This window comes from uncultured Roseobacter sp., assembly GCF_947495275.1.
Classification (GTDB): domain Bacteria; phylum Pseudomonadota; class Alphaproteobacteria; order Rhodobacterales; family Rhodobacteraceae; genus Roseobacter.
The window spans coordinates 86,953-112,523 of sequence record NZ_CANLYL010000004.1; the positions used below are offsets into that span (position 1 = coordinate 86,953).

20 protein-coding genes are annotated in these 25,571 nt (G+C 57.8%); 6 read left to right on the forward strand and 14 right to left on the reverse strand.

Annotated elements, in window-relative coordinates:
- Positions 1 to 69 precede the first annotated feature (69 nt).
- Entirely contained in the window at positions 70 to 1,002 is a 933-nt protein-coding gene (locus Q0802_RS09485; protein WP_298917043.1) for a LysR family transcriptional regulator, read from the forward strand.
- A gap of 110 nt (positions 1,003 to 1,112) precedes the next feature.
- Positions 1,113 to 1,940, forward strand: coding sequence for a bifunctional allantoicase/(S)-ureidoglycine aminohydrolase (locus Q0802_RS09490; RefSeq protein ID WP_298917045.1), 828 nt, complete (start codon positions 1,113 to 1,115; stop codon positions 1,938 to 1,940).
- Between the two features lie 7 nt (positions 1,941 to 1,947).
- Here Q0802_RS09490 and Q0802_RS09495 read toward each other — a convergent pair whose 3' ends face one another.
- Both Q0802_RS09495 and puuE read right to left on the reverse strand, forming a co-directional pair.
- Positions 1,948 to 2,445, reverse strand: coding sequence for an ureidoglycolate lyase (locus Q0802_RS09495; protein ID WP_298917047.1), 498 nt, complete (start codon positions 2,443 to 2,445; stop codon positions 1,948 to 1,950).
- Positions 2,442 to 3,851 carry an allantoinase PuuE gene (gene puuE, locus Q0802_RS09500; protein ID WP_298917049.1) on the reverse strand — a complete coding sequence of 470 codons (1,410 nt, stop codon included), beginning with the start codon at positions 3,849 to 3,851 and terminating at the stop codon, positions 2,442 to 2,444. Before puuE ends, Q0802_RS09495 begins: the two co-directional genes overlap by 4 nt.
- A gap of 140 nt (positions 3,852 to 3,991) precedes the next feature.
- Between puuE and uraH the strand changes: the two genes are divergently transcribed.
- A complete protein-coding gene (gene uraH, locus Q0802_RS09505; protein ID WP_298917051.1) occupies positions 3,992 to 4,345 on the forward strand; it encodes a hydroxyisourate hydrolase in 354 nt (117 codons plus the stop codon).
- On the opposite strand, the gene Q0802_RS09510 is transcribed toward uraH, so the two are convergent.
- Positions 4,342 to 5,256 carry a LysR family transcriptional regulator gene (locus tag Q0802_RS09510; RefSeq protein WP_298917053.1) on the reverse strand — a complete coding sequence of 305 codons (915 nt, stop codon included), beginning with the start codon at positions 5,254 to 5,256 and terminating at the stop codon, positions 4,342 to 4,344. The two genes, uraH and Q0802_RS09510, sit on opposite strands and share 4 nt — an antisense overlap.
- Before the next feature lie 93 nt (positions 5,257 to 5,349).
- Between Q0802_RS09510 and Q0802_RS09515 the strand changes: the two genes are divergently transcribed.
- On the forward strand, positions 5,350 to 6,606 hold the full coding sequence (locus tag Q0802_RS09515) for a urate hydroxylase PuuD (RefSeq protein WP_298917055.1): 1,257 nt from the start codon (positions 5,350 to 5,352) through the stop codon (positions 6,604 to 6,606).
- A gap of 51 nt (positions 6,607 to 6,657) precedes the next feature.
- On the opposite strand, the gene Q0802_RS09520 is transcribed toward Q0802_RS09515, so the two are convergent.
- The 7 genes from Q0802_RS09520 to Q0802_RS09550 all read right to left on the reverse strand — a co-directional run bounded on the left by Q0802_RS09520 (position 6,658) and on the right by Q0802_RS09550 (position 18,611).
- Complete coding sequence (locus tag Q0802_RS09520; protein ID WP_298917057.1) at positions 6,658 to 7,674, reverse strand: ABC transporter ATP-binding protein; 1,017 nt, start codon at positions 7,672 to 7,674, stop codon at positions 6,658 to 6,660.
- A complete protein-coding gene (locus Q0802_RS09525; protein WP_298917059.1) occupies positions 7,674 to 8,939 on the reverse strand; it encodes a hypothetical protein in 1,266 nt (421 codons plus the stop codon). Before Q0802_RS09525 ends, Q0802_RS09520 begins: the two co-directional genes overlap by 1 nt.
- Before the next feature lie 4 nt (positions 8,940 to 8,943).
- Positions 8,944 to 10,152 (reverse strand): carbohydrate ABC transporter permease, encoded by a 1,209-nt coding sequence (locus Q0802_RS09530; RefSeq protein WP_298917826.1) that lies wholly within the window; start codon positions 10,150 to 10,152, stop codon positions 8,944 to 8,946.
- Positions 10,153 to 10,154: 2 nt separating this feature from the next.
- Positions 10,155 to 11,399 carry a sugar ABC transporter permease gene (locus tag Q0802_RS09535; protein ID WP_298917061.1) on the reverse strand — a complete coding sequence of 415 codons (1,245 nt, stop codon included), beginning with the start codon at positions 11,397 to 11,399 and terminating at the stop codon, positions 10,155 to 10,157.
- A gap of 70 nt (positions 11,400 to 11,469) precedes the next feature.
- A complete protein-coding gene (locus tag Q0802_RS09540; protein WP_298917063.1) occupies positions 11,470 to 12,822 on the reverse strand; it encodes an ABC transporter substrate-binding protein in 1,353 nt (450 codons plus the stop codon).
- A gap of 35 nt (positions 12,823 to 12,857) precedes the next feature.
- Positions 12,858 to 13,958 carry a substrate-binding domain-containing protein gene (locus Q0802_RS09545; RefSeq protein ID WP_298917065.1) on the reverse strand — a complete coding sequence of 367 codons (1,101 nt, stop codon included), beginning with the start codon at positions 13,956 to 13,958 and terminating at the stop codon, positions 12,858 to 12,860.
- A 255-nt stretch (positions 13,959 to 14,213) separates the two neighbouring features.
- Positions 14,214 to 18,611 (reverse strand): hypothetical protein, encoded by a 4,398-nt coding sequence (locus tag Q0802_RS09550; RefSeq protein ID WP_298917067.1) that lies wholly within the window; start codon positions 18,609 to 18,611, stop codon positions 14,214 to 14,216.
- 271 nt (positions 18,612 to 18,882) lie between these two features.
- On the opposite strand from Q0802_RS09550, the gene Q0802_RS09555 reads away from it, so the two are divergent.
- Both Q0802_RS09555 and Q0802_RS09560 read left to right on the forward strand, forming a co-directional pair.
- Positions 18,883 to 19,425 carry an RNA polymerase sigma factor gene (locus Q0802_RS09555; protein WP_298917069.1) on the forward strand — a complete coding sequence of 181 codons (543 nt, stop codon included), beginning with the start codon at positions 18,883 to 18,885 and terminating at the stop codon, positions 19,423 to 19,425.
- Positions 19,418 to 21,343, forward strand: coding sequence for a VWA domain-containing protein (locus Q0802_RS09560; RefSeq protein WP_298917071.1), 1,926 nt, complete (start codon positions 19,418 to 19,420; stop codon positions 21,341 to 21,343). Before Q0802_RS09555 ends, Q0802_RS09560 begins: the two co-directional genes overlap by 8 nt.
- Positions 21,344 to 21,668: 325 nt before the next feature.
- Here Q0802_RS09560 and Q0802_RS09565 read toward each other — a convergent pair whose 3' ends face one another.
- Genes Q0802_RS09565 through Q0802_RS09580 form a run of 4 tightly spaced genes read right to left on the reverse strand, consistent with a single transcriptional unit; the run spans position 21,669 to position 25,411 of the window.
- Complete coding sequence (locus tag Q0802_RS09565; RefSeq protein WP_298917073.1) at positions 21,669 to 23,123, reverse strand: ATP-binding protein; 1,455 nt, start codon at positions 23,121 to 23,123, stop codon at positions 21,669 to 21,671.
- A 10-nt stretch (positions 23,124 to 23,133) separates the two neighbouring features.
- The gene (locus Q0802_RS09570; RefSeq protein ID WP_298917075.1) at positions 23,134 to 24,171 is read right to left on the reverse strand and encodes an adenylate/guanylate cyclase domain-containing protein; all 1,038 of its coding nucleotides are present in this window, start codon (positions 24,169 to 24,171) and stop codon (positions 23,134 to 23,136) included.
- The gene (locus Q0802_RS09575; RefSeq protein ID WP_298917077.1) at positions 24,161 to 24,532 is read right to left on the reverse strand and encodes a group 1 truncated hemoglobin; all 372 of its coding nucleotides are present in this window, start codon (positions 24,530 to 24,532) and stop codon (positions 24,161 to 24,163) included. The genes Q0802_RS09570 and Q0802_RS09575 overlap by 11 nt, the downstream gene beginning before the upstream one ends.
- 33 nt (positions 24,533 to 24,565) lie before the next feature.
- Positions 24,566 to 25,411: an alpha/beta hydrolase gene (locus tag Q0802_RS09580; protein WP_298917079.1), complete on the reverse strand. Its 846-nt coding sequence runs from the start codon at positions 25,409 to 25,411 to the stop codon at positions 24,566 to 24,568.
- Between the last annotated feature and the right edge of the window lie 160 nt (positions 25,412 to 25,571).

Genomic DNA, 25,571 nt, shown 5'->3' on the forward strand with positions numbered 1-25,571 from the left:
TCGATCTTCGACAAAACGCCTGAGACTGGTAAGCTTTTTCAACGATTCATTGAAAATCGAGGCGGAAACATGCCGTATCTTGAAAGTCTGAAAGTATTCGTGCGTGTGGTGGAGCTTGGCAGCATCACCGCAGGGGGGCGCGATCTGCGTCTGACGCCCGCAGTGGCCAGCAACAGGATCAAGGAGTTGGAAAAACGGCTCGATGTGCGTCTGTTCAACCGCACAACCCGCAAACTGACGCCTACGGAAGCCGGGCAGAGTTTTTACGATCATGCGCGCACGATTGTGGAGAACGTTGAACACGCTGAAGCGGTGATCGCCGGGTTTGCAGGCAGTCCGCATGGGGTTATTCAGGTTGCAGCCCCGCTTGGGGTCGGCAAACGCATCGTTGCCCCGCTCGTGCCGCGGTTCGTAGAGAGCTATCCCGACATTTCGATCCGGTTGCGCCTGTCTGACCGCAAGGTCGATTTGCTGGATGACCGGCTGGATGTGGCTTTGATGGTTGGAACGCCGCCCGAGTCCACGCTGACGCTGCGCAAGATTGCGGATTGTCCTCGGGTGCTTTGCGCAACGCCGGAATATCTGGCAGCGAGAGGCGCGCCGCAGCGCTCTCAGGATCTTACCGAAAAGGCGCACAACTGTCTTTTGCTGCGTTATCCCCGCTCGCCCGAGTATTTCTGGACGTTACAGACGCCCGAAGGGCCAATTAAAATCGAACCCGCTGGCAGCTACGATTCCGATGATGGCGATGTGCTGACCGCTTGGGCGCTTGATCATCGGGGGATTGTGAACAAACCCGTCTTTGATGTGGCCGAACAACTGGAAAGCGGCCATCTGGTGGAAGTCTTGCCGCAAACGCCGCCTATGGACGCGATCTTTGGCTGTCTTTATCCCCACCGCCGGTTGCAGGACCCCAAAATCCGACTGTTCGTTGATTTCATGGTGGCGCAATGCCGGGTGCAGTTACGGGAGATGCAGTCCGGCTATTTCAGAGGGCGCTGAATGTTTGGGTGATTTTCAAAAATTGGCGAAAGCTCCTTAAGGGGGAAGCGGTCTTGCGGGGGAGGTTTGGCTGGGTGAGGGTCAGCCCATCCCAACGCAGGAACAACACAATGTCGAAAGCTCCTTATTACGCCCCGACCGGTGGGCACCCGGATCAGACCACCCTGTTGACGGATCGGGCGGTTTTCACAGATGCCTATGCGGTCATTCCCAAAGGAACGATGCGTGACATCGTGACAAGCTTCCTGCCGTTCTGGGACAAGACACGTCTGTGGGTTCTCTCGCGCCCGCTCAGCGGTTTTGCCGAGACGTTTTCACAATACATCATGGAAGTGGCACCGGGGGGCGGCAGCGACAGGCCGGAAACGGATGCCCGTGCGCAGGCGGTTTTGTTCGTCGTAGAAGGCGGGTTTGATCTGGTGATCAATGGCACGCAGCACGCGCTGGTCGAAGGCAGCTATGCCTATATTCCAGCGGGCAGCGACTGGGCTTTGCGCAACAACACGCAGGCCGTAACGCGGTTCCACTGGATCCGCAAAGCCTATGAGGCGGTCGAGGGGCTTGCGCATCCCGATCCGATTGTCACGCGGGATCAGGATGTGGCACCGACGGTCATGCCGGAGACGGATGGCAAATGGGCGACCACCCGTTTTGTTGACCCCTCGGATCTGCGCCACGACATGCATGTCACGATTGTCACCTTTCAGCCCGGTGCGGTGATCCCGTTTTGCGAAACCCATGTGATGGAACACGGGCTTTATGTTCTGGAAGGCAAGGCGGTCTATCGGCTCAACCAGGATTGGGTGGAGGTCGAGGCAGGCGATTACATGTGGCTTCGCGCCTTTTGCCCGCAGGCCTGTTACGCAGGTGGGCCGGGTGCTTTCCGCTATCTGCTCTACAAGGACGTCAACCGGCACATGAAACTGGGGCTGGGGTAGCGGGTTGTCAGCCGGGGGCATCCCCGGTGATCTGCCAGGGATCGTCAAACCAGTGTTCCTGCAAATTTGCACCATCACCGATGCGGTCGACCACGGCAAAGAGCCCGGGAGGTGCCAGTGGGCACAGCACCCCATGCCAGATGTTTCGGTGATAATTCACGCCCTGTCCCGGTTGGGCAATGAACGCAACAGGTTGGGAGGGTGCGCCGCCTGCATCTTCCGCCACCGCCACCAGATAGGGGTTCTGGTGCATGGGGATAAAGGCCTGTGAGCCGTCGGGGTGCCGTTCCATCATCTCCAGCACGAAAGGCAGGCTGCGCGGCTGCGCGTCAAAGAGGCTGATCCCCGCGCGGCCTGCGGAAAAATCCATCTGCGCACGGTCATGGTGACGTCCGCAAAGCCCCTGATTGATCAGCTTATCGGGATCGCCCTGAACCTCCAGTACGTCGCCAAACGCCGCGAAGTGCTGCGCCGTTAGCGGCCGAGCGATCACTGACCGGGTCATGGCAGAAGATCACGCAGGCGGAATTCCGCGATCCTCTCCACCTGACGGCAGGCCTCGGTGAATTCGGTGGGGCGGTCATTGTCGATACGTTCCCTGAAGCGCGCCAGAATGCCCGCCTTGTCGTGATCCCGCACGGCGATGATGAAGGGAAAGCCGTGTTTGGCGACATAGGCGTCGTTCAGGCTGGTGAATTCTGCGCGTTCCGCATCGGTCAGGGCGTCAAGTCCGGCTGTGGCTTGTTCCGATGTGCTCTCGGCGGTGAGCCGTTTTGCCTGCGCCAGTTTGCCCGCCAGATCCGGGTGCGCCGTCAGAACCCCCAGCTTTTGCTCCTCATCCGCGCTGCGAAACACGCGGGCCAGTGCATTATGCAGGCCGGCAGCCGTGTCATGGGCGGGGCCCAGTTCTGCCGCATGGGCCCCTTCGGCGATCCAGGGTGAATGTTCAAAAATGCCGCCAAAGCGGGCGACGAAAGCCTCGCGCCCGAGCGCGCTTGGCTTCTCGCGGCGCTGATGCGGATAGGTCTGGGCCCAATGATCAGCGATCTGTTCACGCGTTGCAAACCAGACGCCCTCATGCGCGCGAGCGTGATCCAAAAAACGTTTGAGCGATTGGACCCTGCCGGGACGACCGATCAGACGGCAATGCAGACCGACGGACATCATCTTTGGCGCACCCTCATCCCCTTCGGCATAAAGCGCATCGAAGGTGTCGCGCAGATAAGCAAAGAACTGGTCCCCAGAATTGAACCCCTGCGGCGTGGCAAAACGCATGTCATTGCAGTCCAGCGTGTAGGGCACGATCAACTGGTCCCTGTCGTCAAATTCCATCCAATAGGGCAGATCATCGGCATAGCTGTCCGCGACATAGGCAAACTGGCCGGTTTCAGCCGCCAGCCGCACCGTGTTGTCACTGCACCGCCCTGTGTACCAGCCGCGTGGCGCGCTGCCGGTCACTTCGGTGTGCAGGCGAATGGCTTCGGCCATATCGGCGGCCTCTGCCACGGGATCGGCATCCTTGTATTCGATCCATTTCAACCCGTGGCTGGCGATTTCCCAATTGGCCTGCTGCATCGCCGCGACTTGTTCGGGGGAGCGCGCCAATGCGCTGGCCACCCCGTAAACCGTGATGGGCACATCCTTGAGCAATCGGTGCAACCGCCAGAACCCGGCGCGCGCGCCAAATTCATAGATCGATTCCATGTTCCAATGGCGCTGCCCGGGCCAGGCGGCAGCCCCGACGATTTCCGACAGGAAGGCCTCTGATGCCGCATCGCCGTGCAGGATGTTGTTCTCGCCGCCTTCTTCGTAGTTCAAAACGATTTGGACGGCGATTTTTGCGCCACCTGGCCATTGCGCATCTGGCGGCGTGGCACCGTAGCCTATCATGTCACGGGGGTAGCGGGTCATAGATGTGCTCCTTTGCTCACCATCCGTATATTACAGGTAATGATTGGGGTTTATCAAAAAAAACCATAAACACTATTGCGAAATGACCGGTTTCACCCGGCGATAGACCGGACCAGAATGGGCCAGCAAAGGAGATCGAAATGGCGGGTTATCTGACCACACATGTACTGGACACAGCGCGCGGCTGTCCTGCGTCCGGTCTGGAGATTGAACTTTTCCGGATCGAAGGCGCGCAACGTACCAGCCTGCGGCGGCTTGTCACCAATGAGGACGGGCGCACGGATGTGCAGATTTTGCCGGAAGCCGAATTTGAAACGGGCACCTACGAGCTGGTGTTTTACTGCGGCGATTATCTGGACCGCAGCGGTGTGGCACCGGAAAGCCCGCGTTTTCTCGATGAAATCCCGCTGCGCTTTGGCATGTCGGAGGCCGCCCATTACCATGTGCCGCTGTTGCTGTCGCCGTTCGGATATGCGACCTATCGCGGCAGCTAGGCCGATTTTTCAGCCACCGCTGCGGCCATGCGTTCGATGACGAATTCCATGAACAATCGCGCCTTGGGGTCCTGATGACGCCGGTGGGTATATAGGCAGGCCATCAGAACGGGCAGGGGCGGCGTTTCCTCCACCACCCGCACCAGAGCGCCGCTTTCCAGATGATGCGCGACCTCAAACAGCGGTTTGAGCGCGATACCGGCCCCCGCGAGGGCCCAATCAGTCAGCACATCCCCGTCATCGCTTTCAAACCGGCCCCGCACGTCGAATTTGCGCGGGCCGTCTGCGGTGTTCAGTTCCCACTGAAATTCGCGCGCCCCGGGAAAGCGCAGGTTCAGGCAATTGTGCCGCCCGCGTTCAATCTCCGCGCCTGACCTGGGGCACCCGTGCTGCGCGACATAGGACGGGCTAGCACAAAGCACGCGCGTGCAATCGGCAATCTTGCGAATGCGCAGGCTGGAATCTTCGGGCCGGCCAAGAAAAAACGCCACATCAAGCCCTTCTGCCGTGAGGTCCAGTTTGCGGTCACTCAGCCGCAATCGCACATCAACCAGCGGATAGTTTTCTGCAAATTCAGGTAGATGCGGGGCAATCAAGCGTCTCCCGACACCCAGAGGGGCCGAAATATGCAAGGTGCCGCGCGGGTTTTCGGTAACATCGCCAATGCCCGCCTCGGCCTCTTCGACCGCTGCCAGCACACCGCAGGCCCCCTCGTAGAAAATCCGGCCCTGCTCCGTGGGCGTCAGACTGCGTGTGGTGCGTTGAAACAGGCGCACCCCCAAATGCGCCTCAAGCTGCGACATGCGCGCTGAGGCAACTGCCGGGGAAATGCGTTGGTCCCGCGCGGCGGCGGACATGGTGCCAAGCTCGTAGATGCGAACAAATGTGCGGATATTATCGAAGTAGGACATTATACGTTTTTTTTTGAGAGAGATTTAAGAATGCCAAATATAGCCAACAAATTCCGGCTTGGATAGACTGCGCAAAACGACGGAGATTTTGCCATGTATGATCTGGCCATCATTTGGGATTGGATTGCTTTTGCGGTGCGCTGGCTGCATGTCATCACGGCCATCGCCTGGATCGGATCCTCCTTTTACTTTGTGGCGCTGGATCTGGGTCTGAAAAAGGTGCCGCATCTGCCCGTGGGCGCGCATGGCGAAGAATGGCAGGTCCATGGCGGCGGGTTTTACCACATCCAGAAATACCTCGTGGCCCCTGAAAACATGCCCGACCATCTGGTGTGGTTCAAATGGGAGAGTTACGCGACCTGGCTGTCCGGGGCGGCCCTTTTGATGGTGGTTTACTGGGTCGGGGCGGAGCTTTATCTGATCGATCCGGCCAAGGCTGATCTGTCCGTCTGGCAAGCCGTACTAGTCTCTGCCGGATCGCTGACAATCGGCTGGATTTGTTACGATTTCCTGTGCAAGTCGAAGCTGGGCGATCACCCTACGTTCCTGATGCTGCTGCTGTTTGCGATCCTCGTGGCCATGTCCTGGGGCTATAACCAGATCTTCACCGGGCGCGCCGCATTGCTGCATCTGGGCGCATTCACAGCCACCATCATGACGGCCAATGTGTTTTTCATCATCATGCCCAACCAGCGCATTGTGGTGAAGGATTTGCAGGAAGGCCGGACGCCGGACCCCAAATATGGCAAGATTGCCAAGCTGCGCAGCACGCATAACAATTATCTGACGCTGCCGGTGGTATTTCTGATGCTGTCGAACCATTATCCACTGGCCTTCGGGACGGAATACAGCTGGATCATCGCCTCGCTGATTTTCCTGACAGGGGTGACGATCCGGCATTATTTCAACACCATGCATGCAACGGGCAGCGGTCCGCACTGGACCTGGGCGGTAACGGTGCTGATCTTCATCCTGATTGCCTGGCTGTCGACGGCGTCATCATGGGATGGCGATTATGACGCGCTCGAAGAACAGGCGCTGACCCCATACGAGCAGCGTTATGCACAGGCCGAGGGCTTTGACGACGTGCAGGACATCGTTTTGGGACGCTGTTCAATGTGCCATGCGCGCGAACCCGTCTGGGAAGGCATGCTTTGGGCACCCAAGGGCGTGCACCTTGAGACCACCGCCGATATCGCGCGTGCGGCACGGGAAATCTACATACAGGCCGGGGTCAGCCACGCCATGCCGCCGGCAAACATCACTGGACTGCCGTCCGAAGACCGCACAAAAATCGTCCAATGGTTCCGCAATGTGGGACGTGATCAGGCGGCATTGGATCAAAACTGAGCGTTGAAAGTAGCCAGTACTTTCAACGCCATGCCGCCCGTTCAACTGGCCTCAACGCACAGCGAGCCCGGCGGTGTCGAAAAAGCGGGTCAGTCCGGGCCCAAATGACAGGCCCGCTGCGTCCCCCGGGGAAAGATCGCTGTCGCCGGTTACCCGCACAGTGACTTGACCGGCTTCGCCACAATCCATGACAACAAATGTATCGGCGCCAAGATACTCCAGAACATCGACCTTGCCGCCCACGTGACCGTCGCCTTCAGCGACGAGCGTAATGTGCTCGGGGCGAATGCCCACGTGCGTAGCGGTTGCTGGTGCCTTGCTTACCGAAGTGGACCCAAGGGGCATCACGTTCATGCGGGGGGAGCCGATGAATTGCGCCACAAAGAGGTTTGACGGGTTTTCATAAAGTTCCCGTGGGGACCCCACCTGAACCACCCGACCGGCCTCCAGCACGACGATACGGTCGGCAAGCGTCATCGCTTCGACCTGATCGTGGGTGACATAGATCATCGTGGTGGCCAGTGTCTGGTGCAGCTTGGCGATTTCATAGCGCATCTCGACCCGCAGGGCGGCGTCGAGGTTCGACAAAGGCTCATCGAACAGAAAGGCCGTCGGATCGCGCACAATGGAGCGACCAATGGCCACGCGTTGCCGCTGACCACCTGATAAGTCCTTCGGGCGGCGGTCGAGATATTCACCCAGCTTGAGCGCCCGGGCGGCCTCATCGACTTTTTCGGCAATCTCGGTGGCCGGAAGACCCGCCGATTTCAACGGGAAGCCCACATTGTCGCGTACCGACATGTGCGGATAAAGCGCGTAAGACTGGAACACCATCGCCAGCCCCCGCTTTGATGGGGGCTCGGCTGTTGCATCCCGGTCCCCGATCATGATTTGTCCGCGGCTGGTCTCTTCAAGCCCTGCGATCATGCGGAGCAGGGTGGACTTGCCGCAACCGGAAGGGCCCACGAATATAACGAACTCGCCTTCTTCGATTTCCAGATCCACGCCTTTGATGACCTGGACCTCGCCATACCATTTCTCGACAGCTTTGAGAGAGATTGAGGGCATTATGCAGCTCCTTTCGCAGCGTTTTCCTGCGGTTCATGACGGGCCCAGGTCAGCCAGATGGCGGCTGTCCATGTGAAATCCTTGCCCCCACACGGGGTTGTATCAACAGGGTCGAAATATTCGTAAAAGCCGTGCTTTCGGATCAGGGCTGCAGTTTCCGAACGGAGCCTTTCGGCAAGATCAATATGACCATCTGCATTCAGACCTATTGCAATGAGGGCATTGACCACAGGCCAGGTTGGCCCGCGCCAGTATTTGCGCGGGTTGAAAAGATCAACTTCGGGATCGGCCGACGGCACACCATAATTCACCGCGTTCCAGGCGCGCAGAAGCTGAGCTTCCAATTGCGGATTTCCAGCCCCGGCGAGATAGGCAAGAAAGGCCCCGGAGCCGAGAATATTGGCGAAAGCCCCATCGCGCAGGTTGCGCGCATCAAAGGCATTCAGCGCATCGTTCCAGATCAACGGCAGGGCGGAGCGCAGGGTGGTTGCCCAGCTTTCGATTTCAGATACGTCTTCTCCCAGCGCGCGCCCGAGCACCGCGAGGTCATCATGCGCCCGTAGCAACATGAAAGTGATCCCGGGATCGGCCATCAAAAACGGTCCATCCTGAACAATTTTCGTGTCGTCCCAACCAACACTGCGACCAAATTCGACGATGGCAATATAGCGGTCGTAGTCTTCCTTGGTAGGGCGCATGTCGGCGTGAACATGGCCCAGATCGCGCCGTTCGTAGGGTCCGACAGCTGAGCCGTCGACACCGGCCATCCCGATGTCCCAGTCGGGGCAATTGTCACGCCCGCTTTCCCAGGGATGGATGATGGCCACGGGGCCGTGTGTACAGCGCATTTCCTGCCACCAGCGATGCCATTTGACCAACTTGGGGTAAAGCGCTTCAAGTCGCGCACGCCCGGTGCGCTCATCAATCTCGAAGATCAGGCGCGCCATGATGGCCGTTATCGGGGGTTGCGAAATTCCCGAGGTTTCGGGGGTCTGGCCTGTTTGCCAGACGTCCGGCCCCGGAAAATAACCCGGATCGGGCTGGTGGAAGATAATATGGGGGACCATGCCATTGTCCCATTGGCTGGCCATCAGCGTGTCCAGTTCGTCCCAGGCGCGTGCCACGTCGAATGTCGCAAATCCCCAGGCGGCAAAGGCGCTGTCCCAGTTCCACTGGTAGGGGTAAAGACCATGGGTGGGCAGCGTGTAACCGCCCTTGTCATTTTGCCGCAAAATCGCGCGGGCCTGTTCGTCGAGATGTGTCATTTTCCTATCCTTTGACGCTGCCGGCCGTAAGGCCTTTGGTCATGAACCGTTCCAGCCCGAGGAAAAGCGCCATGATCGGCACGGTGGCGATCACGGAGCCTGCCATCAGGTGTTGGCGGGGGATTTCTGATGAGTTGAGAGAGGCGATGCCCCGCGTCAGCGTGAACTTCGAGGGATCATCCAATAACATGAAGGCGAGCAGGAACTCGTTCCAGGCGATCATGAAAACATAAAGCGACACCGACGCCATCGCGGGCAGCGACAGGGGCAGGGTAATTTTCCAGATCACCATCAGTCGCGACAGGCCATCCATCAGCCCGGCCTCTTCGACCTCTGCCGGCAAGCCGCGGAAATATCCCTGCAACATGTAAAGCGCGACCGGGATCGTGGTGACCGGGTAGATCATGATGATCCCCCCCAGCGAGTTGCGCAGACCGGTCATCGAAAAGGCGATGTAGATGGGCAGTGCCAAAACGATCATCGGGACCATATAGATCAGCAGGATCGAGCGGGAGAAAGCGGCGCGCCCCCTGAACCGCAGCCGCGCCACCGCATAGGCCCCCGGCACTGCAAAGAGCAGCGTAATGGCAACAGTGAGGACCGAAATCAGGAAGGAGTTCAGCAGGTAAACGCCGAAATCGAACTGCGTGAAAAGCTCGTCGTAAGAGCGCAGAAGTTCGGTCCCCTTTGAGAAATCAATGGAAAAATCCAGCGGATTCTGAATGAGTTCCGCCTGATTCTTCAGACTGGTCAGCACCATGACATAGAAGGGGATCAACACGATTGCCGTGAAAAAGATATAGCCGAAACCGGTGCAGAACCTGATGACCGCGCCCTCGAAGATGTGCCGGTTGATCGGGCCTAGCTCGACCTCGTCCAGCATGATCCGCAATCCAAGGGCTGCAAATCCGGACGTCGCCACAGCTCCCAAAAGAGCGGAGAAAACCGAGACACCTGATCCAATCACGATGGGGCCGAAGCCTGCTAGGGTAACCCCTGCAATCAGGATCGCGGCAGACGCGGGTTTCCAAAAGGGGCCGGGCAGACAGGCAAAGCCCAGTAGAACCCCCCAAACCAGCGCCCCTACCCCAGAAGGGCGGAACGCAGCGCCGGTTGCGAAGCTCATTGCGACGGCGACCGTTGTGGCAACGACGAATACCCACAGGACGCCCAGTAACGGGGCCGTAATATATCCACGGCGCAATAGGTCCATCATCACAAACCCTCCTCTTGGCTGATGAAGCGGAAGAAAAAGAAGCTGAAGGCGAGCAGACATCCAAAGATGACTACTGCCACGGCTGCACCCGCACCAATGTTGGAAATTGCAAAGGCCTGCTCATAGACGTTCACGGTCAGCGTTCTTGTACCCGCGTTCCCACCCGTCAGCAGGAAAATGTCGTCGAATTTGTTGAACGTCCAGATGAAGCGCAGCAAGAACAGAACGGACAGGATGCCCAGAAGCTGCGGCACGCTGAGATACCAGAATTTCTGGAACGGGGAGGCACCATCCATATCTGCCGCTTCGTACATATCCGTGTCGATGGATTGCATCCGTGCGAGAATGAACAGGAAGGAAAGCGGGAAGTAGCGCCATATCTCGAAGATAGTGACCATGATCAGGGCCAGAGGGCGTTCGCCAAAGAAGTTGATGGCCTGTTCAGTGACGCCCATCTGGATCAGGAGCGCATTGGCACTACCTGAGAAAGGATCAAAAAGAAGGATCCAGGCGAAGGCTACGGCGATGATCGGCGAGACATAGGGAAAGAGATAGAGCCCTCTGAGAATGCCTTGCCCTTTGAAGGACTTGTTCAGCAGCAAGGCGGCAAAGAGACCAAAGAGTAATGCGCCAATAGTGCCGAAAACGGTATAAAACAGTGTGACCCAGAGAACTGACCAGAACTCGTCGCCGTCGAAGACACGGGCGAAGTTGTCCAACGTGAATGTTGCATTGGTCAGCACGTTGGAAGCTTTGCCTTGGGGTATGGCCGGGCTGTCTTTTGGCCCTTCGCCGTTGTCGAGATAGGCCTGCTCAATCGTGACGGGGATCATCAGGTTTTCGCGGTAGCCTGGCTCCCAATCACCCAGGTCGCAGGAAAGATCACGGCCTTCGAGGGTGCAGCGCGGGTCGAGTTCCGTAACGGTCAGTCCCGCGGGCACCCTGTCTGTGAAGGAGACGTCTAGAATGGGTTGTTCCTGTGAGGAGTTGCGCAAGCGATACCTGATGTTCGCCTGATCGCCGACGGCTTCGTCGTCGCCGCGGATGTCTTCGCGTAAAACAACCTCGGGTGGGCGCAGATCAGCAAGCGACACCGGCTTGAAACTGATCCAGAAGATTGCCAGCAGGGGCAGGACGACCACGAGGGCCACGGCGATGATCGTGGGCGCAAGCAGACCCCATGCCAGACGTGCTTCAATACGTGCCAGCGGGCCCGTGCCCTTTGGCGGGACGGCTTCGGTCATGGCTCTCATGCTCCGATGATGCGAATGAGGGGACGGGGCGACAGGGATCGCCCCGCAGGATCGTTATGGTTTAATTGACGCCAGCGATGGCCTTGTTGAGTTCCGCTACGGTCGCTGCAGCATCGCGTTCGCCGTCGATGAATTCACGCACAAAGCGATTGATCACCTGGCTGTTGATGATCTTGGAAGCCACCGCCAGTTGACCGTCGGAAACGCCCCAACGTTGCGCTACATCCAGACCTCCGACGATTTCATCAATCATCGCCTGCTCGTAGAGATCACCCAAGGGGGCTTTGCGATCGACGCCAACATCAAGTCCCGCCCACAAGGTGCTGAATTTCGAGGGATCTTCCTCGGTGCCGCGCCGTACGGGAAATTTACCTTCCGGTGCAATGGAAAGCGTCTGACCGTATCCTTCGTTCATCGAAAACTGGACAAACTCCATGGCCGCATCGGTTTCCGCATCCGAGGTAATGCCAAAGTAACGGACGTCGCCCCAGGCTGCGCCATCGGGATTGGACGGTCCGGCAAAGTTGGTCACGATCCCGGTGGCAGCGGCCAGATCACGCGACTGCGGATCGTCGTTGATCGTGGGGGGTGCGCTGTCACGCAGCCCAGCCAGTTCGTCCAGAATGAAAGGCGACCAGATGATCATTGCCGCGTTGCCCGAGAAATACAGCGTGCGGGATTGATCCCAATAGAGGTCTCCGGGCGGCGAGGCTTCGGAGATTGCTTTGTAGAACTCCAGAACCTCGACTGTTTTGGCCTCATCAAGAGGCTGCACGCCATCGGGCCCGACGGGAGAAACGCCGTTTGCCAAAAACACGTGCTCAAGCACCTGGCTCATGAAGTTCTCGTCAATCTTGGTGGCGGCGACAAATCCATACATTTCTGGCGGATTATGAAGCTTTTCGACTGCCGCCAGCACATTGGCATAGGTCGTGGGCGGTGCGAGGCCGTTTTCTTCAAACTTATCCGCGCGGTAAACAAGCATCTGGGTCCAGCCATCTACCGGTACGGAAGCAAATCCGTCACTGGTGGCCGCCATTGCAAGTGCGCCCGGAGCGAAGGTTTTTTCACCGAGATCTTCGATCACATCGGTTGCCGCATCGGTGTCGAGAATCCCGGCGTCCGCCCAGGGCAAAGCGTATTGCAATGGATGATAAATCACATCGGGCAAGTCACCCGCGGCAAAGGCCGCTGTGGCACGCGTTCCCAGGTCGCTTTCGGTGACCGGAATAACTTCCACCGTATGGCCGGATGCGGCTGCGAAATCGGCGGCCATCTGTTCTTGCCGCTCCAACCTTTCGGGCTGCTCCTCCGTGGTCCAGAACCGCAGGTTTTCGGCATTCGCGGCGAACGTGGACAAGATCAGGGCCATTGCAGCCCCCGATAAGATCTCCGCTTTTCTGTTCAGTTTCATGGTGTCCTCCCTTGGGTATTTCAGATCTTTGGATGTCAGCTTGCGCTGGAAACCCTTTGCGCAAGTTCGATGGAATTGAGACATGGCGGGCCGGATGAACCCCGATCCAGAAACGTTGCCTTGACCGTTTCACGCAGGACTTCGGGATCTTCTCCCTTGATGCGGCGTATCAGCAATGCGCTCAATCGCTGCCCGGATTCTGTGAAGTCGACGGCGTAGGTTGAAAGCGGCGGTGCCGCATGTGCGCCTTCCGGAATGCCGTCATAAGATATCACCGACAGATCTTTTCCGACCTCAAGCCCGCACTCTGAGGCCGCTGTGTAGACGCCCAGAGCGGCCTTATCGACCGCACAGACAATTGCGGTCGGTGGATTTGAGGTGCGCAGGATTTCCCTTGCGTGGGCTGCTCCGGTGGATTGCGTCACGGCACCTTCGCGCATGTGGGCGACCGCTGGTTTCAGACCCGCAGCCTGCATTCCGTTGAGGTAGCCGTCGCGGCGCAACGCACCGTAGGTGTACTGCATTCCGCCATTTATAAATCCGATGCGTCGATGTCCGAGTTTCGCCAGATGGGTGACAGCGTCGAACATGGCGTCTTCCCCAAGAACATCGAACCAGGCGCAATCGGCGGGGTTTGGACTGCGCCCAAAAAGCACAAAAGGAACACCCGCATTGCGCAGCAACGTCACGCGCGGATCGACAACCATCGTCCGCGGCAGGATGAAACCGTCCGCCTTGCGGTTGCGGATCATGTCGTTGAAGACCGCCTCGGTCGGGTTGGTTTCATTGGAAGCCGCGATGGTCAGTGTCCAGCCTTCGGCACTCGCTCCCTGGCTCAGACCGGCAAGAAATTCCGCAAGGAAAGGACGGTGCGCATCATGATCCGTCATCTGGATGATCAGGCCCAGAGATTTGGTCAAACCGGTGCGAATGGCCTGAGCATGGCTCAGCGGATGATAGCCCATTTTCTCCGCCATTCGTCGCACGCGCAAGCGCGTGCCTTCGGAAATGTCAGGGTAGTCATTCATCGCGCGTGAGACCGTAGACTTGGTCAAGCCGAGCGCCTCAGAGACGTCCGAAATCGTGACGCGCAGAGGTTGAGTATGACCTGCAGTGGATTTGATTTGAACCGTCACGCGATTCCTCCCTTGAGAATCAGCGTGATCTCCGAAACCGGTTTCGGCAAGGGATTTTCTGTAATCCGGATGCACCCGTGCCGGTTTCACCCGCAGTTTGGCGCATCGAATGTGGTTTTGCGCCATCACCCGGCATCCGAATTCGCATCTGATTGTCAGAGGTTTTCAGATTGCTATCAGCACTCGAAACGATCACGCAACTGCCCGAGCGCAACGGGGTTACGCTCGGATCTGAGGGCAGGCGGTTTTGTAGTCTCAGGGCATCAGGGAAATCTGATCAATGCTCAAGGTTTCCATACCATCTTCCTGCCATTTTGCCGTGATCGTGGCTTGTCCTGAAGGCGAGGAGGGGGGCGTGTAAATGACTTGCACGATCCCGTCCGGGCCGGAAATCGCTTCGCTCAGGTTTAGAGTCCCCGGCCCGTCAAGCTCAAAATGGACACGTGCGCCTGTTTTGTAGTGCCGGCCTCTGGCCAATTGATACTGCATGATCACATCCTCCCCATTGGCAGCGGAGGGGGAAAGCTCGAAGGTCGGCGTATCGGTTGCCGTGTTCCAGCCGCCCAGCGACAGCAACGTCAGCCCGCCTTTCACGATAACTTCGGTCGTGTCTGTGACCAATCCGCCACCCGCGAGGCTCGCGGAAACCGTCAGTACAAGATTGTTCAGATCGCCGGTTTGCCAGGCTGTTGCCTTGCCAACAAATGATCCGAATTCGATCTCGGCGGCAAAGGGCGTATTTTCGGTTGTCTGGCCCTTCAGCACCGTCGCGTTTGCCATCTCGAAGGACCTTATTTCAACGTCGAATGAATGGCCCCTTTCAAGCGTGCCATCGGCGCGCACCAACGCGGCACCGACTGAAACAGTGATTTTGTTCTGCGGGAAGATGCCATCCTGGGGGACAGGGATGGGGTCGATCTTCAGCGCGATGTTGAGATCCGAAATGTCAAACTCCGGGTCAAGGCCCAACTGGACCGCTTCGGCATAGTCTTTTGAGATGATTTCCATATCGGTAATGATCGTGGAGCTGTCTTTGAGCTTCTCGTTCAGCTCAGACAGGTTGCCATCGTAGGCTTTGGTCAGGCGCTGGCGCGCGAGGCTGTAACGCGATGACAGCTCATCATTGCCCTCAAGTCCAAGCTGGGACACGGTCCCGTACCATGTGACAAACTCGCGCGCCGCATCATTGGTCTTCGGTCCGGGGTCTTCGATGGCTTGCCCGATGCGCAACCCGACTGCCTGGTCAAACCATTTGCGCAGCTCAGCGATGACTTTTTCGCGATCGTAGCTGGCTCCGTTCTCGTCGAGCTCGTTGCCGATGGTTTCCAGAACCTTGCGCCCGAGGGGGCTGATGTCACCTGGCTCGAAATCCGGCGGGGTGTCTTCGTCGTCTTCGGAAGGATCAGACGGGTCGCCTTCGGGCGGGTTTGACCCGGAAGGCGGTGGGAATGGCTGAACCGGAGGAGGCGTACCCGAGCCCCCGCCCGTACCACCACCGGGCGGTGGTCCATCGGGGTTGTCATCGGATTCCGTCAGCGTCGGGCCACCGCTGTCCCCTGTGTCGCCCGAGATGGGAATACCCTCGCCGTCGCCTGTTGCATCAGCTGTCTTGGCGCCAACTTCCGGGTCTTCGTTCTTGGCGCCTTCTTTGATGGCGTCGACCACAGCCTTGGTCGAGGCGGCCTTCTCGGTCGGGTTCTTGGGGGGATCTGCCACTTGACGCATGGACTGGCTGTGCAATTGCTGCGCCAATTTTGCCGCCGCTTCCCCAATTTGCACCGAAGCCTTCAGCGCCTGTTCAGCCGCGTCGCCGGTGAGCTTCGCTGATGCTTTCCCCATTTCACCCGCAAGATCATTCAGACTGGACATGGTGGAGACCAGCTGATCCGATTTGGACATATCGCGGAACATGTTGCCATCGCGTACCGCACCAAGGATGTTCTGAAGCCCGGTTGCCGCCTGAAATGCTGGTGCGGTTGACTGTTGCAAATGGGGGGCCTGAACATTCGGATCAAGGCTGCCGGGGGTTTGGTAGGGGGCCTGCAGGGACAACGGGCTGATTTCCGGCGCATGATGTGGAATGGGGCTGTCCTGCCAGTTCCAATAGCGATCCGGCACGACATATTCGGCCCCATTCGCTCGACCCAGGATAGACTCGGCAAAGACACCGGACGAGGGCAGGTAGACCAATCCCGCCTTCCCGGATGCACCGCGATCATCGGCGAACTTCTTGGCCACTATGGCGTGATATTTTATCAGGGTGCCGAGGCTCACGAGCTTGTCCGCGCCGTATTTTGCGACAAGATCCTTGAAGCGGGCCAAAAGATCGCTTTCGCGACTGATGTCCTGTTTCAGCCAGAGCACAATAGCACCGTCGGTGAAACCCAGGGGCCGCGTGTCTGCAATCTCGTGCAGCGGTATTTTCGCGCCATCGCCAGCGTCCGACAGGATTTCAATGGCATCCAGCAAACGGGTGATGGCGGGACCGGCGGCCAGCGAGAATACCTGACGCGTAAAGGCATAACGATGCCGGTTCAGATGATCTATGATCTGGGCGCGCCATTCCTCGCGCAAGGCCACGGAATCTTCATAGGCTTGCCGGGCTGTGGCATTGTCAGTCTCGATCTGCGTGATTTCTGCCTGGGCTTCAGCAAAACTGTTCCACTGGTCGCGAAGATCGGAAACCGGATCGAATTCAAACTGCCCCGAAAAGAGGTTGTCCTTTCGTGCAAGAGCTTGTGTCGGCAAGGAAATATTGGCGTGAGTTTCGAGAAAGCTGGGCCCGCTGATCATCAGATTGTCGATCTTGACCTTGCCGTTCACCGTGACACCGGTTTCCAGCCCGGTCAGTTTTTCGAACATGTTGCCCGCCGCATCGGTCATTGAATCGCGATGCGTCAGCTGAACAAATATCCCCCGCAGGTCTCCGCTGATGTTTCCGTCCGGTATACCGAACGTCATATCGATACGGCGCCCGCTGAACACGAGGTTGGCAACCAGCTGAGCCAGATCGCTGATGTCTTTGAGCCCTTTGCGCTGACCGTCCTGTGTTTCCAGATAGACCTCGACCAGTGAGAACAGAGAGGCAAGCTGCGTGGGATCATTGATAAGAAGCTCCCCGAGCGTGAGGGGGAAATCCAGTGTCACCGTGATTTTTGCATTGCTGACTTTGAGGTCCGACAGTTTGGGTGCCGGGGCATTCGGCAGGTCGGGAACGGATGCGGGAACCGGTTCCTTAAGCGGGGGCGCGAGATAAAGCGCATCGCCCCAATCCAGCATATCGCCGTCGAAACTGACCCGCAGGGACGTCCAGTAGAGGTCTGTGGCGACATCGTCAAAAAGGATCGGCGCGAAAGGCAGCATCAGGAAGGGACGTGTCTCGAAAGGGCTGGTGTGGACCAGATAGCGCTGCAATACCTCAAAATAGGTCACGTTGAGCGCGTGCATGTGATTGTAGTTGGTCACATTGGAGGATGTCAGGTTCTGGCTTTCGGATTGCTCGTCGGTGACCACGACCGCAGAGCGCAATGACCGGACGAAACTGGCCTGCTGGGCCGTGCTTTGCTGGATGCGTTGGCTGGTCTCGCCCATCACGTCCCGCTCTCCAGCGCTTTCGGATTCGATCACGCCAAGGGCCGTGGCCCCGGAAAAAATCAAGCTACCTGCCGCAACACCGGCACCGGCACCAACTGCCGCGCCGATGGCAGTGCCACCGCCGGGCTCAACGGCGGTTCCGATCAGACCGCCGGCAATTCCGCCGACAGCCGCACCAGCCATCACAAACGAACCAGCGGTAACCATCGACCCCGCCATTGCCGAGGTTCTGCCGAATTGCTGTTCCTCAGCGACGGCTTGGGCGACTTCATCGAGCGCGCGGTGGTGCTGTTCGCGGTTGCGCAGTTTCTCGCCCGCTTGTGTCGCCTCATTGCGCGCGGCCTGACTGCGGCGGGTCCAATCGACCACCGCGACATTGCGGCTTTCTCCGGGCGCCATGCTTAAGGTGTGCAGAACCTCTCCCAGTGCGGTGCCAAGCGCGTGCCAGGATTGATCGTACCCCACCATGTACCCAAGCCGCAAAACAGGGCAGGGCAGCCTGTCAGAGGTGATCAGCGTATTGGCCAGGGGGCCGGGGCTCATTTTCCCGCGCGCGGAAGGCACAACAAGATCCGATGGCAGGCAATCAATATCGACCTTTAACCGCAGGTCTCGCAGGTCGCGGTCAACGACCCAACTGGTAAAGCGTTTGTTGACGTGACCCCCTCCGGCCATTTCCGGCAAAAGCTCCGCCGGTGCGGATGGAGGTTCGGAAAACCCGTTTGCCGGGAACGCGCTGTCGAGCAGATCGCTTAGGGCGTCTGGCAGTCCCGCAAGGTCAGCCAGAGTCAGAATGCCTGCATCTTTGAGCGTTTCGGCGTCGCGATCTGATATGCCGTGCAGAACCTCAATAGGAAAATCGGATGGGTGCCGGGCTGCTGCGGTAGCTGCCCGTTTGGCGTCAATGAAAGGTGATAGCGCTTCGGACGAACTGGCCCCCTCTCGGGACAGCCTTACGACAGACCGGGCGGCGACAATCGGTTGATAGTTCAGCAAACCCCGCGCCGAGCGCAGGCCGAGACGTTCAAGAAGGGATGCATAGGGCATCGAAATCGACATGATAAAATCCAATTCTAGAATTGCTTCAACCAATGGTTACGAGGACGTTAACATAAAAGTGAACATCGCGCATATATGTGGTGGCGCGGCCGGATAGCGTAGCGAATGTGCCCATTATTTCGCCCCTTTAACCGCAATTTCAGGGTAAATTGGTCGGGTTTTTTTGAGAGGAGTTGTGGCAGGGTCGGTCGAAATTTGCGGAACCACCAAAAAAAATATCTACTCTGCCCAAGGAATGGCTGACCCCGCGCGTCTAAAGGGAGACATGCGATTGGAAGTATCAGATGGGGACTTGGCGCGCCAAGCTGCCGCCGGTGATCGGGCGGCCTTTGCGGCGCTGCTCAATCGCCACTACGATCTGATATTTCGGGTTGCGTTTCGATTTTCCGGACATCGTCAGGATGCCGAAGATCTGACGCAGGAAATCTGCCTCCAATTGGCGCAAAAGATCAGCGGCTGGGAGGGGCAGGCCAAGTTGACGACGTGGCTTTACCGCGTGATCGTCAACGCCTGTCATGACCGACGGCGCCGTGATGCGACCTACTCCCGGGCGGCGGCCGGTTGGGGCGAAGTCGAACTCTCTGCGCGACAGGCCGCATCCGAGCAGGCGGAAGCGCAGGATTGGCTGGGCGCTGCGCTGGCCGAAATGCCTCCGACGTTGAGAGATACAGCGGCGCTGACCGTGGGCGAAGACCTGACACATGCGCAGGCAGGCGAGATACTGGGTGTCTCTGAAGGCACCATTTCCTGGCGTATGGCGGAAGTTAAAAAGCATCTGCGCGAGATGGCACAGAAAGAGATGACCGATGGATGACGACCTTAAACGCTTCCGGCAAGCCATGGATGAGACCACACCTGAACCTTCAGCGAAAAGGCGGGCAGAAAACCTCGATGCGGCGCTAAAAAAATTTGATCTTAGCCAAGGATTGGAAGATCCGGCGCGTCTTACTCAGGACCGTGCACCTCAGGCACGGGGATTTCTGAGAGGACTGAAGAAAATGATAACCGGTTTTAAAAACCCAATCTCACTGGCGGCCACATCATCACTGGCTGTGGCATCGGTCGCTGCTTTTGCGGTGTTGCCGAATGTAAACTGGAACCCTGCGCCTCCATTACCCGCTCCGGTTTCGGATTTTCAGGGTCGGGCCTTGGAGAGTGATGTCGCTGACCTGGCTGTGACGCAGGAGCTGGAGGCCGCTCCAGTGGCAACTCCGCTTCCAAGTCGGGAGGAGGCCGCCACGGCACGTATCAAAAGGGCACCTGTCGTACAGCAGAGCCAACCCCAGCACACCGAAAGCATAGGCGCGGGGGCTGCCTATCCTGAAGCAGATACCGAAGCCTATTCAAACGACGTTGCCAACCGCGTTGTCGCAACTTCTGAAAACAGCGTTTCGACCTTTTCGATTGATGTGGACACCGCATCCTACAGCCTCATTCGATCATCTTTGACAAATGGGCGTGTTCCCCCTGCTGATGCAGTCCGCGTTGAGGAGATGATCAACTATTTCCCCTATGATTATGCACCACCGGTTGGGGAAAATGTGCCCTTTTCGACATCGGTTGCGGTCTTTGCAACCCCCTGGAACAGCGGCACGCAACTCATGCGGATCGGATTGCAGGGGAAAATGCCGCTGACCGAGGATCGCCCGCCGCTGAACCTCGTATTCTTGATAGATACATCCGGCTCAATGGAGGCTGCCAATAAACTGCCCTTGCTGATCCAGGCCTTCGGGTTGATGTTGCGCTCACTGGACCCGCTTGATGAGGTTGCCATCGTGACCTATGCGGGATCAGCAGGTGAAGTTCTGGCACCAACGCCCGCGGGTGAGCGGGACAAGATCATGGCGGCGCTGCAGAATCTGTCCGCAGGCGGCAGTACTGCCGGTCAGGCCGGATTGCAGCAGGCCTATGCGGTCGCCGAGAAAATGACACAGGATGGAGAGGTAAATCGCGTGATCCTGGCTACGGATGGCGATTTCAACGTGGGCATCTCTGATCCTGAAGCGCTCAAGGAATTTATTGCTGAAAAAAGCAGGACGGAGACTTATTTGTCGGTGCTGGGGTTTGGGCGCGGCAATCTTGATGACCGGGTCATGCAGACGCTGGCGCAGAACGGCAACGGCCATGCCGCCTACATTGATACTCTTGCGGAAGCGCAGAAAGTTTTGAACGATCAACTGTCGGGCGCGCTGTTTCCCATCGCGAATGATGTCAAGGTTCAGGTCGAATTCAATCCAGCCATGATCTCTGAATACCGATTGATTGGGTATGAAACCCGGATTCTGGCCCGCGCTGACTTCAACAATGACGCTGTGGATGCAGGTGAGGTCGGGGCAGGTCATCAGGTGACCGCAGTTTACGAAATCACACCGGTAGGCTCGCCTGCCACGCTCAATGATCCGCTGCGTTACGGCGCTGAAACGCCAGTTGAAAACCCCAATCGGGATGAGATTGCCTTCGTCAAGTTGCGCTACAAGGTGCCGGGTGAGGCCGAAAGCCGTCTTCTGGAGATGCCTGTAGCGCCGAGCCTTGCCACGCCGGATCAGGACGGGCGTTTCGCCGCCGCGATTGCCGGATTTGGCCAATTGTTGAGAGGGTCTTCGCATATGGGTGACTGGGGCTATCAGGAGGCGATTGATCTCGCCAATGGTGCCAAAGGTAATGACCCCTTTGGGTACCGCGCCGAGGCGATCACGTTGATGCGGTTGGCGAAGACTCTGACTGAGAATTGAAAATCCAGATGGCGCTTGCCGGGCATTAACTGAAAGCGCCATCACTTTCCAACATCGGGTGCGGGGCCGGATCAGCCTGAAACTTGAAAAGGCCAGGTTCTTGGTTGAGCCCGGCCCACGCGCGTTTCTCAGTGAGGCCAGCCGCACCGGATGAGCGCTGCCTTAGACCCAATGAAATTGATTTTTGCTGGCTAAGCTGATCAGAACCATGAACCCAAATTCGCAATTGGGGTATCACTGCCTTGAGCCGCTCGCGCCACAATCCATCAGAATTCCTCGGTCTGATGAAGCAGTTTTCCGATTGGGTTGGGCTTTAGCAGGCCGGCTACCGCCGAATGGCCTGCGGCAAGGTTACGTTGAACATTGCGCCCGGTTGCGTCTTCGCAATCAGCTCAATTGTGCCGCCGTGCGCAGAAACCACACGGTGGCAAAAGGCCAGTCCGACGCCGGTTCCTTTGCCTACATCTTTCGTGGTGAAAAGCGGATCAAAGATGCGGGTGACGTTTTGTTCCTTTACACCCGGTCCGTTGTCGTCGGTGATCAGGGTTATGTTGCCGGTTGCGGTATCCGCACGCGCGGTCACGACAATCTTGTCCCCGATACCGCTGTCGCGAATGGCATGGAGCGCGTTTGCCAGCAAATTGATCATCACCTGCGAAATCTGCAATTCGTCCACCATGAGATCGGGCAGATCATCCGGCAGATCGACGCGGATATCGACGGGGCTTTCGAGCGTCAAGGTTCCGACGGCATCCAGCGCAGTCTGGATGATCACCTCAACCGCGGTTGGTTTGGGATGTAGCGGCTCTTGTCGCGCCATGGCCAGAAACGAACGCACAATCTTTACACAGCGATCTGCGGCGCCCCCCATCTTGTCGATACGCTTGGTATGCGGCGTTCCGTCAAGGTCCTCTTTCAACATCTCGGTATTGCCCACGATGATCGACAGGGGGTTGTTCAATTCATGCGCCACCCCCGCAAGCAACTCACCCAAAGCTGACATTTTCTCAGCCTGGAAGACTTGCGTGCGCTTTTGTGCCAGCTCCGCCTGAACCGCCAGTATACTTGTAAGGTCCTCCATGTTGGACACGATCACATCTTCGCCGCGATATTCGATCAGACGCGCGGAAATACTGGCGGGAAATTCCGACCCATCGCTGCGAATGCCGGTCACCCGCATGTCGTCCACACGCGCATCAGGCAGCAGTTCCGTGATGAAATCGGCACGTTCCGCGCGCTTTGCAAAATGTGAGAAACTGCTCTTGGCCGCCCCCAAAAGCGCTGTTGCCGCTGGGGATCGATAGATGATCTGACCATCACCGATCCGCGACATTGTCAGACAGGCAGGGCAGGCCTCCAACACTTTGCTGAGCAGGATCTCGACCTCGCTCTCGGTATCATCATGCCCCTTGTCTTCAACCCTCTCAGTCTGAACAAGAATGAACCCGTCGTTTGAACTCGCCTGCAACCGGATGACGAACGACAGGCCGGGCCCGGCAGGCGCGACAACCTGGTGACCATCATCGAGAGTTCCCAGCAGGTCGGCTTCGATAATGGCCAGGCGTTTGCAGACGTCTTTGGGAAAACAGCCCCTGTTCTCGGCCTCTCGCAAAAGTATGTCCCATGGCGTGCCGTCCTGCAGCAGATCACCCAGCTTTGGGTTCATCGCCCGGAAAGCCGCATTGGCGGTCAGCAAATATGCCTCTGCATCGAAAAGAGCGACACCATCATGCAGCCCTGCAAGGGTCTCGGCAAAAAGAGGTGTCAATTGCGTCGTCATCTGACGGTGATCAGCCCGTGGCCGGGGCGGCAGCGCTTTGCTCGCTTACGCAGACGGTCGCCACCCCGTTGATGTCTGGGCAGTTCGTTGTCTCGAACGTCTCGTCAAGAAGCGAGGAGATTGAGGCTTCACCAAGGATGGAGGCAGGTTGGGCGGCTTGCCGCAACGCCAGAGCACGTGACACGGCCGGGCCGAACACGTCATAGATATAGCGTTGCACCCCGACTACCGAGCCGATCACATTGCCAGTGGCAATGCCGATCCGTGGTTGCCATTTGATTGGATGGCTTTCATTGCGTTGCTTAAGATAGCGCAGAAAACGCACCGCCGCATTGGCCACCGCTGTGACATGTTCCGGTTCTGGGTCCGGTACACCCGAAACCGATATATAGCTGTCGCCATGGGTGCGGATGCGCTGGCAGCCGAATTGCTCGCCAATCCGGTCAAGGGCGCTGTAGATGTCATTCAATTCGCTGACAATGACACCCGGTTCGTGTTTGGCAATCAAGGGATCGAAACCGACGAAATCAAGAGCCAGAACCGAAACCGGTTCGAACACGCGCGGTGCCACGATGCCAAAGGATTTGTATTCTTCGTAGGCAGAGCGCGGCATCATATCGAGCAGCAGCTTCTCAACCTGATCTTTCTCCCGTTTGATCTCGCGGGTATTGCGTTCGACCATGACCGAATAACTGTCGATCATGGATTCAAGCTCTTTGATGCGCGTGATATTCTGGCAGACCAGCACGGCAATCGGCCCGCCAGTATCAACCGTGCGATTGAATTCCATTGCGACCGTCATGGTCCGTCTGCGCAGCTTGAAGGACGCTTCAGTGGTGTGCTGACCGGTCGATTTCAGACCTTCGTGCAGTGCTGTGATGTCGAGCGCTGGAAACAGGTCAACCAGTTGAGACGCGTTATCTTGTGGCCCAAACCACTCTGCAAACGTGTCATTACGAAACCCAAGTGTCATTTTTTCCAGATCGACGAGGGCGACGCCAACGCCAATGGCGCGCAGGAGCTGTTCGTTGATGGCTTCAATCGACATTTTCAACCCTTACCAGCAAGGGGCGGCGCTGCTCGAAAGCCTGCAAGACGCGGCCAATATCATCGGGCTCGATATTAAAATCGGCGAGTGTTTCGCTGACCAAGGCTTTCAACTGGTCAAAATGCGCGTCACTGATGACCATATGTCGATGGGCGCGCTGTATGTGATCGTCGGAAAATGATGCAGGGCCCCCAAGCAGGGATGAAATGAACTTGGTTTGGTGATCCATCAGTCTGGGCATGTCGACATCGTCGAAAAACGGGCCCACGGTGTCGTCGTCCAGCAACCGGTCATAGAGCGACATGACAATGCGGCTGATGGCTGAAAAACCACCGTATTTGTCGAAAAGGGATTGTTCCACAATGGTCACCTTGGTGTTTCTGCGCGGCCAATATCAGGCCGCGCGCTTATATTTCTGACATTCACAACTGGTTTTGGCAAGAAATGCACTAACCAGAGGGTTCACTGTTTCAGGGTGCGTGATTGGCACCATATGGCCCGCACCGGCTACAATCTCGTGCTGCGTCTGCGCGATGAGATCAGACAAAGCCGTGGTTACTTCATGAATTTCCGGTGGCGATTGATCCCCCGAGATGCACAAGATCGGGCAGGTCACACGGGCCGCTTCGGCGGCCAAAAACCGGTCAGATACCAGAGCCACGAAGTCGTTGTGAATCTTGGGCGCGCATTTGGTCATTGTCGCGCGACGATCCGGATCGGTCCTTTCCCAGAACCCCGGCCCGTTCCAGAAGTCCATGAAAACCTGCATGGCCCGCGCAGGATCACCCCCCTGGAGCGCATTGCGTGACACGCGGACCGCTTGATTGAAACCTTCGGTCTTCGGCGTTGAAATGCCCGACATGTTCCAGACCAGATTGAACGCAGCGGGTTCAATCAGGGTGAGGCTGAGCACCATTTCGGGAACGAGGCTTGCGATCTTCAACGCAACGGCACCTCCGAAAGAATGCCCAACCAGATGAACGGGCGTGTGGCACCGACCCAGACCGTCGATGACATCGTGCGCGATCTGTTCCAACGTCCGGGGTGAGTGGACTGGCAGGGTGTCGGCACCGTAACCGGGCAGAACGGGCGTCATGACCTCGAAATCTGCCTCCAGCTCTGCGACGAGGTGACGCCACTGTGATGGCGCACTTGCAGAGCCATGCAGCGCAATAACTGTCGCTCTTGCACCGGTGACAGGTGTCGGAACGGAAGCGGTTGGGGCAAACATGAGCGTCATCTCTTCATCCTTCTCGTCTCTTCGAATGATCCGGTTCTAATTGCCTCGTTTTTCAGCCGGATGTCTGTTGCGCGCTCTTCATGTTTCAAGTGTTTCAACTTCGTTTTGAAAAAACCTGGCTGCTGTATCTAATTGTTCGGAAATGAGAAATCCCGCCGAA